The 8,451-nt window shown below is 72.1% G+C and carries 7 protein-coding genes; 1 reads left to right on the top strand and 6 read right to left on the bottom strand.

The features are described from left to right. Window positions 1-4 precede the first annotated feature (4 nt). Window positions 5-1,012: a class I SAM-dependent methyltransferase gene (locus C8054_RS08860; RefSeq protein WP_107156386.1), complete on the bottom strand. Its 1,008-nt coding sequence runs from the start codon at window positions 1,010-1,012 to the stop codon at window positions 5-7. A gap of 142 nt (window positions 1,013-1,154) precedes the next feature. After that, window positions 1,155-1,946 carry a thioesterase II family protein gene (locus C8054_RS08855; protein ID WP_233219545.1) on the bottom strand — a complete coding sequence of 264 codons (792 nt, stop codon included), beginning with the start codon at window positions 1,944-1,946 and terminating at the stop codon, window positions 1,155-1,157. A gap of 105 nt (window positions 1,947-2,051) precedes the next feature. Here C8054_RS08855 and C8054_RS08850 point away from each other — a divergent pair, with 105 nt between their 5' ends. Next, window positions 2,052-2,855 carry a DUF1206 domain-containing protein gene (locus tag C8054_RS08850; RefSeq protein ID WP_107156269.1) on the top strand — a complete coding sequence of 268 codons (804 nt, stop codon included), beginning with the start codon at window positions 2,052-2,054 and terminating at the stop codon, window positions 2,853-2,855. Window positions 2,856-3,088: 233 nt separating this feature from the next. Here C8054_RS08850 and C8054_RS33070 read toward each other — a convergent pair whose 3' ends face one another. From C8054_RS33070 to C8054_RS08835, 4 genes are all read right to left on the bottom strand, one after another. Further along, window positions 3,089-3,223 (bottom strand): hypothetical protein, encoded by a 135-nt coding sequence (locus tag C8054_RS33070; protein WP_255562982.1) that lies wholly within the window; start codon window positions 3,221-3,223, stop codon window positions 3,089-3,091. Then, window positions 3,220-5,853 (bottom strand): class III lanthionine synthetase LanKC, encoded by a 2,634-nt coding sequence (gene lanKC, locus C8054_RS08845; protein WP_107156268.1) that lies wholly within the window; start codon window positions 5,851-5,853, stop codon window positions 3,220-3,222. The genes C8054_RS33070 and lanKC overlap by 4 nt, the downstream gene beginning before the upstream one ends. A gap of 231 nt (window positions 5,854-6,084) precedes the next feature. After that, entirely contained in the window at window positions 6,085-7,266 is a 1,182-nt protein-coding gene (locus tag C8054_RS08840; protein WP_107156267.1) for a glycosyl hydrolase family 18 protein, read from the bottom strand. A 19-nt stretch (window positions 7,267-7,285) separates the two neighbouring features. Beyond that, window positions 7,286-8,451 (bottom strand): chitinase (locus C8054_RS08835; protein WP_107156266.1); only part of this gene is annotated, 1,166 nt, incomplete at its 5' end.

Here is an 8,451-nt window from a genome sequence, read left to right as displayed (position 1 = left end):
GTGGTCACGCCGCCCTGGTCGCGGTCGCGACGATCGCCATCCGGGGCACCTCGGCGACGAACTGCCCGTCGGCCCGGTAGACCACCGGCCGGGCCGGGACGCCGTCCCGACCGCCGATCGCGGCCAGGTAGCCGGTGTGGTCGAAGTGGTGGGTGAGCAACCGCCACACCGCGTCGTCGCCGATCGTCGCGAAGAAGTCCCGGACGCCGTACATGTCGCCGACGTAGTCGCGCATCCCGGCGTACGCGGCCCGCTCGGTGTCGGCGCGCACGATCAGCGGGTCGTACAGGTCGACGACGCGCACCGGCAGGTCGGCGTCGGCGAACAGGCCGGCCAGCTCCGCGCGGGTGAAGTGCCGGTAGTCGTGGCCGCCGGCGGCGTGCGGATGCACCACCTCGGCGAAGAACCCGGCCATCGGGCTGGACTCGTCGAAGTCGTGCAGCACGATCCGGCCGCCGGGGCGGACCACCCGGGCCGCCTCCGCCACCGCCGGTGGCCGCTGGTGCGCCGGGATGTGGTGGGTGCCGTACGCCAGCAGCACCGCGTCCACGCTGCCGTCGCGCAGGAAGAGGAAGTGCGCGGCCTGGCGGACGGCGGGCAGGCCGTGCGCGAGCGCCCGGTCGACCATGTGGCCGGACACGTCACCGGTGACGAACGACAGTTTGGACTCGAAGCAGGCGGACTGGCTGCTCGCGGCGCGGGCCACCGTGCCGTCGCCGCCGAGCACGTCCAGGATCAGGGTGACCGGCTCGGCGTCCGCCGGGGTGGCCAGCTCCAGCAGGCGCCGCATCCCGGTCCAGCGCACCAGCGTGTCGCGCTGGGCCCGGCGGTACGAGTCGCCCCGGCCGGTGGAGTCGGTGTCGAACTCGCTCACCGTGGCGGCCAGTTCGGCCAGCGCCTCGGCCGCGCCCGGCCGTCCGAAGTCGAGCATCCCGCGCAGGTGGGGGTGGAGTGCCGCCACCGCGTGCAGGTAGTCGCGCAGAACCAGGGACGGCAGGTACGGCCGGCTCATCAGCACCTCGGCGCGCGCTACGGTGTGCCGCCTCGGCAGCGGCGTTCCTCGACGAAGGAATGGCGAACTCTAGCACCGCGTCTCGTCGATCCACCATGTCCGCCGGCCGGCTTCGTGGAAGCCCTCGCGGACCGGTGGGTCCTTACCTGTCCTTTGTCGCGGTATGCGCCGGAGCGGTGTGACAGGTGACGATGCGTCGCATCAGGTCCAGGATCTCCGACCGGTGCTCGGCCAGGAAGAAGTGCCCCCCGGCGTACACGTGGACCCGCGGCGGGGCCGCGCAGTCCCGCGCCCACCCGGCCGCCCGGTCCGGGTCGACGTGCTCGTCGCGGTCGCCGAGCAGCACGTGCACCGGCAGCTCCAGCGGCGGTCCGGGACGGTAGGCGTACCGCTCGGACAGGGCGAAGTCGGCCCGGATCCCCGGCAGGATCAGCTCCATCAGCTCCCGGTCGGCCAGCAGCGCGGCCGACGTGACCCCGAAGTCGCGCAGCGCCTCGATCAGGTCGGTGTCGTCGAGCTCGTGGCAGCGCCGCGCGACCCGCCGGGTCTGCGGCCCCTCGGCACCGCTGACCAGCAACGCCAGTGGATCGGGGCCGCCCCGGCGACGCAGCTCCCGGGTCACCTCGAACGCCACCAGCGCGCCGAGGCTGTGCCCGAACAGCAGGAACGGGCCCGACGCCCGCTCGGTGACCGCCGTCGTCAGCTCCGCCACCAGCTCGGTCAGATCGTCGACGGGCGGTTCGTGCAGCCGGACCCCCCGGGCCGGCAGCTGCGCGACCCGCACCGACAGCTCCGGCGGGGCCGCCTCCTGCCAGGGCGTGAACGACGCGGCGATGCCACCGGCGTACGGGAAGACGAACACCTCGGCCCCGCCGGCCGTCGGAGTCGCCGACTCGAACCAGCGGTCCGCGCCGCCCGCGCTCCCCAGGGACATGACCACGAGCATAGACACGACCGCGTCGCCGCCGGGGTGCGCCGCCGCGAACGGCCTCACCCTCGCCCACGTTTCGCCGGAGCCGCTACGGGTGAATGTCGGCGCATGTCATCGCTGTCCTCGCGGGCTCGCGGCACCGTCTCCCGCGCCGCCGACAATCCCACGCTGGAGCGTCTCACCCGGGCCGGCTTCGTCGGCTACGGCATCCTGCACCTGCTCTTCGCCTGGGTGATTGTCCGGGTGGCCTCCGGCGGGCCGGCCGCCGACGGCGACCAGTCGGGCGCCATGCAGGAGATCGCCGACGAGCCGTTCGGCCTGGCACTCATCGCGGTGATCGTCGTCGGGCTGGTGGCCATGGCGCTCTGGCAGGTGCTGGAGATGCTCCGGGAGCGCCGGCCGAGCGAACGGCTGGCGTCCGCCGGCCGGGCCGCGTTCTACCTCTACCTCGCGTTCAGCGGGGTGAAGGTGCTGCGCGGCAAGAAGTCGTCCAGCGCCGACACCCAGCAGGACACCGCCGAGGGTCTGCTCGCGTCGAGCGGCGGCCGGCTCACCGTCCTCGTGGCGGGCCTGGTCCTGGCCGGGCTCGGGGGATGGTTGGCGTTCGTCGGAGTCACCGGGCGGTTCGAGAAGCACCTGCGGGTCGGCGAGATGGCGGCGGCGACCCGGCGGCTGGTGCGCCGGCTCGGCACGGCCGGGTTCGTGGCCAAGGGGCTGGCGTACGGGATCGCCGGGGTGCTGTTCGTCCTGGCGGCATGGCGGTACGAGCCGGACCGGGCGCGCGGGCTCGACGCGGCGCTGCGGACGCTGGCCGGCGAGCCCTACGGCACCGCGCTGCTGCTCGTGGTCGCGGCCGGGTTCGCGGCGTACGGGCTGTTCGCGGTGACCGAGGCGCGCTTCCGCAAGGTGTGAGCCGGGGCGCGCGCCGGCACCCGGGGCCGGCGGCGCACGGGTGCGGGCAGCGGTGCTGTCGCGGCAGCACGTCGACGGACCGTCATCGACCGGCCCGGACGCCGGAACGCGAGCACTGTCCGTGCCCGGACACTGGCGGTCGGGCGACAGCGACGGCAACGGCTCCCGGGGGCGAGCCGTGCGACGGTCGTCCCCGGGAGCCGGTCGGCCGGGCGTGGACCCGGACGGGGCGGCTAGTCGCCGCAGCCGACCCACACGCTGTACGTGCTGTAGTCCCGGCAGTAGAAGTAACTGAAGGTGCTGGTGGGCGCCTCGGGCGCGGGCTCCTGCTCGACAGTGACGCCCTGCAGGTTCAACAGAAAGTTCATCTCATCACCCCCCTCCGCTCTCGTCGCGGCACCGTCCCGCCGAGAAACGGCAGGACGGGGACAGGTTCACGCTGCGCGGCGGCCCAGAGCACGAGGAGGACGCCGGCCGTACCGGTGGCCAGATCGGTGGACAGCCGTTCGAGCTGGTCCCCCGGGAAGGCGAGACCACCGCGATAGGCCACGGCGTGCCAGGAGAACGCGGCCACGTGCCGACGTACGAGGTCGGCGACGGTCATGCCGCCGCCGTCCGCGGCGACGACGGGAACGTCGGAGGAGTCCAGGCCGAGCAACAGGGCGAGCAGCCCGGCCCGCCCGTTGAACAGGCCGGACTGGACCGTGAACTCGGCACACGCGGCGCGGGTCAGCTCGCCGAGCACCGTCCCCAGCTCGTCACTCGGACGATGCCGAAGGAACTCCCGCAGCACCATCGCCATGCCGGCGCTGCCGGCGGCGAGGTACGGCAACACGCGCCACCCGTCGTCCACCTGACGCGACCCGTCCGGCATCAGGACGCAGCGGCCCAGGTCGTGCCGCAACCAGCGCTCCGCCGACTCCAGGTGGGCGCGGTCACCGGTCGCCTCGAACAACCTGACCGACAACAACGCGACGCCGCTGGCTCCCCGCAGGAGACCGGCGGCCGGACGGTTGCCGGCGGCGGCCCGGCCCGCGTCGCGGTCGTCAAGCCGCGACGCGATGTCCAGCGCGGCGGTCGTCCAGCGCCGGTCACCGGTCGTGGTGGCGAAGTGCAGATAGTTGAGACCGATGCCGGCGAGCCCGTCGAACAGGTGACTGGACAGCAGATCCAGCCCGGCGGCCCGGGGCGCGCGGTCGAGCAGGGCCAACGCCTCCTCGTGCCGGCCCAGCCCGTCGAGGACGTGGCACACGCCGTGCAGACCGTCGTAGAAGCCCGGCGCCAGCGCGCTCCGCTCGTCCCACGCCCGGCGTACGAGCCACTCCTCGTGCTCGGGAAACCGTCCGACCCCCGTCCGGTGCAGGACGTGCAGCACACCCGCCGCGCCGTAGGCCAGCCCGAGACCGCCGACCTGGAACTGCTCGATGTCCCCCGGGAACAACCGGTCCCGCCGACCGGGGGTGGCGGTGGCGAGAATGCCCGTCGCCAGGGCGGCGCGGACGCGGGTGAACGGCACCTCCGGCGTGTCCAGGTCAGCGGGGACCAGGTCCGGCGACGCGGCGGACACCGCATCCTGGTCGTCCCCGGTCAGGTCGAGGTTGGCCAGCACCTCGGGCCCGAACCCGGCGGGCAGGTCGAAGCGCCGCGTCGCCGCGGTGACGAGGTGCGCGGCCTTGCCCGGCGCGAGCGGCAACACGGCGGTCAGCGGAAGGAACATCGACAGTTGCAGGCACCCCAACGCGTACCGGTCCGCGGCGACCCCGGTGCGACCGTCCGCGGCGACGTAGCCGGGCGCGCCCATCGCGGGCCGGGCGCTGTCGTCCGCCCCGGTGGCGAGCTCGAAGTCGATGAGCCGGACCGCGCCGTCCGGCTGCACCATGACGTTGTGCGGATGCAGGTCGCCGAAGACGACCCCGCGACCGTGCAGGTCCGCGAGGACGTCACCCACCTTCCCCAGCACGTCGAGCGCCCACCGGACGTAGTCCCGGATCTCGTCCGGACCGGTGCCCGCCCGGGTCAGTGGGTACCGCGCGCTGAACTCGCGGCCGAGCGTCCGCCCCTCGATGAACTCCTCGGCGAGGAACACGTGCTCCCAGCAGGTGAACTTCTCGTACAGGGCCGGGACGCAGGGCAGCCCGCGCAGCCGGGCCAACATGTCGGCCTCGCAGTCGAGTCGGTGCACCGCGTCCCGGCCGAGCCCGTCGATGCCGGCGTGCGGTCTGCCCTCCCGCAGCACGACCACCCGGTCCGTTCTGACGTCCCGGGCCCGATAGACGCCGCCGCCGTTGGAGAAGTGCAGCACACCCTCGATCTCGTACGGGAACTCGTCGGGTCGCGTCTCCTGCCGGCCGCGCTCGTCCACCGCCGGCCGGAGGAAGGCCGGGACGTCGACCCAGGCGGGCACCGAGAAGGCGGGTTCCCGCCGGTCGGGCACGAGCGTGCCGTCCGGCTGCCGCACCGCGAGCACCCGCGAGCCGTCGGCCGTCGTGACCCGGCGGGGCGCGAACCCGCCGAAGCGCACGAACAGTGGACCCCGGTCCCACCGCAGATCGCTGAGGATGTACGGGCCGGGTTCCCCGTCGAGCCGCGCGCCGAGGCGGCGGAGCGCGGCCTCCAGCTCGTCGGTGTCCTCGGGATAGATCGTGATGAACTTGCCGCTGGCCGCCCGGTCCGCGTACTTCGAGTTGCGCAGGGTCAGATCGAGTTCGGTGCTGAGAAACTTGTACGCGAGTTGCGCCTGCTGGCAGTACGTCCAGACGGTGTCGAGAATCCGTCGGGCGTTGTCCAGCGTCGCGGACACGTGGATCTTCCACCCCTGCGTCGCGACGAGCCCTCGGGGCGGCGTCACCATCGTCCACCCGTCCCGGGTCGACAGGTTCCACCCCGGCCCGGCCCGCAGGTCCGTCCCGAAGCGGTCCCGCCGGGCGCCGCCGTCCGCACCGGGTCGGTCGTAGAAAGTCGGATCAGCGATGCGGTAGTACTGATACCGGTTGTCCATCGGCCCTTCACTACGTCAGCCACGGCACGCACCAGCATCGTGAGCCCTGCGCGGCACCCTGATCGGGGTTCGACAGCGATCGTGGCACACGGTCACATGCTTCGATACCCCAGAAGAGTGCCGCCGCTGGTCGGAGGCGGTGGTCCCCCTACCGGGTCCGCAACCGGCGGGTGAGGTCTCCGGTGTCGGGTTCCGCCTGGTCGCCGAACCGTCCACCGGAGACCTCCGGGCCTAGAAGCCGGCGGAGATGCGGCTGAACTCCCAGTCGCTCTGGGCGATGCCGCTACAGGTGGAGACCACGCCCCCGCCGGCGCAGCCGCGATCGCGGTTCACCGCCCAGAAGGTGAATCGGGCGAGGCCGCTGCTCCTGGCATAGTCACGGATCCGCGTCCAGGTCTCCGGTGTGGTGACCTCCTGCTGGTCGGACAGACCGTTCATGCCGGAGATGCCCATGTGGGCGTACGCGGTCTGGTCGTTCCAGCCGAACGTGGACTTCAGTTGGTTCTTCAGGCCCTCCGCGGCGTTGCGGGTGCTGGTGTACATGTCGCTGCCGCCGCCGAAGTCGAACGGCATGATGGTGAAGACGTCCACGTTGGCGTTCAGCGCCCGGGCCTGGTTGATCAGCCGGACGCCGTGCGCGTTGGGACCACTCGTGGTCGTCCCGAAGGTGAGGATCGTGGTGACGCCCGGGTTGTTGCGCTTGATGATGCCCAGCGCGCTCACGATGCGGTCGGCGACCACGTAGTTCTCGAACTCGTCGTAGTTCTCGATGTCGATGTCGATGGCCTTGAGACCGAAGGTGTTGATGACCTTCTGGTACGCCCCGGCGAGGGCCTCGGGGGTGGCGCAGTTCGGGCCGAGCTTGTTGCCCTGCCAGCCGCCGATCGACGGGACGATCGTCGCGCCGGCCGCCTTGGCCTGGTTGATCCAGGACTCGTGGACGCCGCCGGTCAGGCCGCCCTCACCGTCCCAGACCGGGTTGCAGCCGTTGGCCAGCACGAACGCGACGGTGAACGCGCGGACGCCCTGAGCGGTGATGGTCGAGGGCGCCGGCGGGTTGCCCCAGCCGGGGTAGACGTAGGGCGACGCGGCCATCTTGCCGGCCGGCGGCGGGTTGGTCGGGCCGGTGGGCGGCGGGGTGGTCGGGGTGGTGCCGCCGCCGCAGGCACCCTGGTTGGCCCAGACGTCCCACTGGCCGCTGTGCGTGGCCGGGTTCTCGTTCTGGGTCCACCACTTGGCCTGGTAGTTGACGCCCTGGTAGGACGCCTGACCGCCGCCGACGTACACGGCGGACGACGACCAGGCCGGGTAGCAGGCCACGGCCGCGCTCGACGTGGACATGGGGACGATCGCGATCGCGGTGGCGGTGACCGTGACGGCGGCCAGGGCCAGGATCTTCTGCCTGAGTTTCATGACACGCTCCTGCGGGGGTTCAGGGCAAGGTGGTGAGGTGCGGGCGGACGGTGTTGGCGAATCCGTTGCCGTTGGTGACGTCCCAGTTGATCGACCACGTCATGGCGCCACGGATTCCGGGGTAGGTGCGCGGCGGCTTGACGGAGCCGCAGTTGGTGCCGAGGGCGAGGCAGTCGAGGGCCTGGTTGACCACGGAGGGGTTGACGTAGCCGCCACCGGCCGCGCTCGGCGCGGCCGGCAGCCCGAGGGACACCTGGTCCGGTCGAAGGCCGTTCTCGAGCTGGATGCAGGCGAGCGCCACGAGGAAGTTGACCGACCCCTGGCTGTACGCGGCGGTGTTGTCGCAGCCGAGCATCGCGCCGGAGTTGTAGAACTGGGTGTGGACGACGGTCAGGATGTCCTTGATGTTCAGCGCCAGCTGGAAGTACTGGCCGCCGGTGCTCTGCATGTCGATCGTCTGCGGCGCCATCGTGATGATCAGGTTGGCGCTCGTCCGGTTGCGGATGTCGCGCAGCGCCTGGGCCATGTACGTCGCGTTGACGCCGTTCTCCAGGTCGATGTCGACGCCGTCGAACCCGTAGGTTCCGATGAGGCCGACGATCGAGTTGGCGAAGTTCGTGGCGGCACTGGAACTGGCGACCGAGATGGTGCCGCGCTCGCCGCCGACCGAGATGACGACCTTCTTGCCCCGCGCGTGCAGGGTGGCGACGTCGTTCTTGAAGTCGGCGTTGGTGTAGCCGCCGAGCGAGGCGCTCAGGCCCGCGTCGATGCCGAAGGACACCGCGCCCGGTGTGCTCGTCGCGTCGGCGAACGCGACCGCCACGAGGTCGTAGTTGGCCGGCACGTCACGGAGCCGGATCTCCTGGGCCGGGTTGTCGAAGTTCTGCCAGTACCCGGTGAGGAAGTGCTTCGGCAGCTGACCGTTGCCGGTCGGCGGAGGCGTGGTGGGTGGTGGGGTCGTGGGCAGTGGGGTGGTCGGGGGTCGCGTGGTGGGCGGCGGTGTCGTGGTCGGGGGTGACGTGGTCGGCGGCGTGGTGCCGCCGCAGGCGCCCTGGTTGGCCCAGACGTCCCACTGGCCGCTGTGCGTGGCCGGGTTCTCGTTCTGGGTCCACCACTTGGCCTGGTAGTTGACGCCCTGGTAGGACGCCTGACCGCCGCCGACGTACACGGCGGACGACGACCAGG

The sequence above is a fragment of the Micromonospora sp. RP3T genome, assembly GCF_003027925.1.
Lineage (GTDB): Bacteria > Actinomycetota > Actinomycetes > Mycobacteriales > Micromonosporaceae > Micromonospora.
This window is presented reverse-complemented; position numbering and strand designations above follow the sequence as displayed.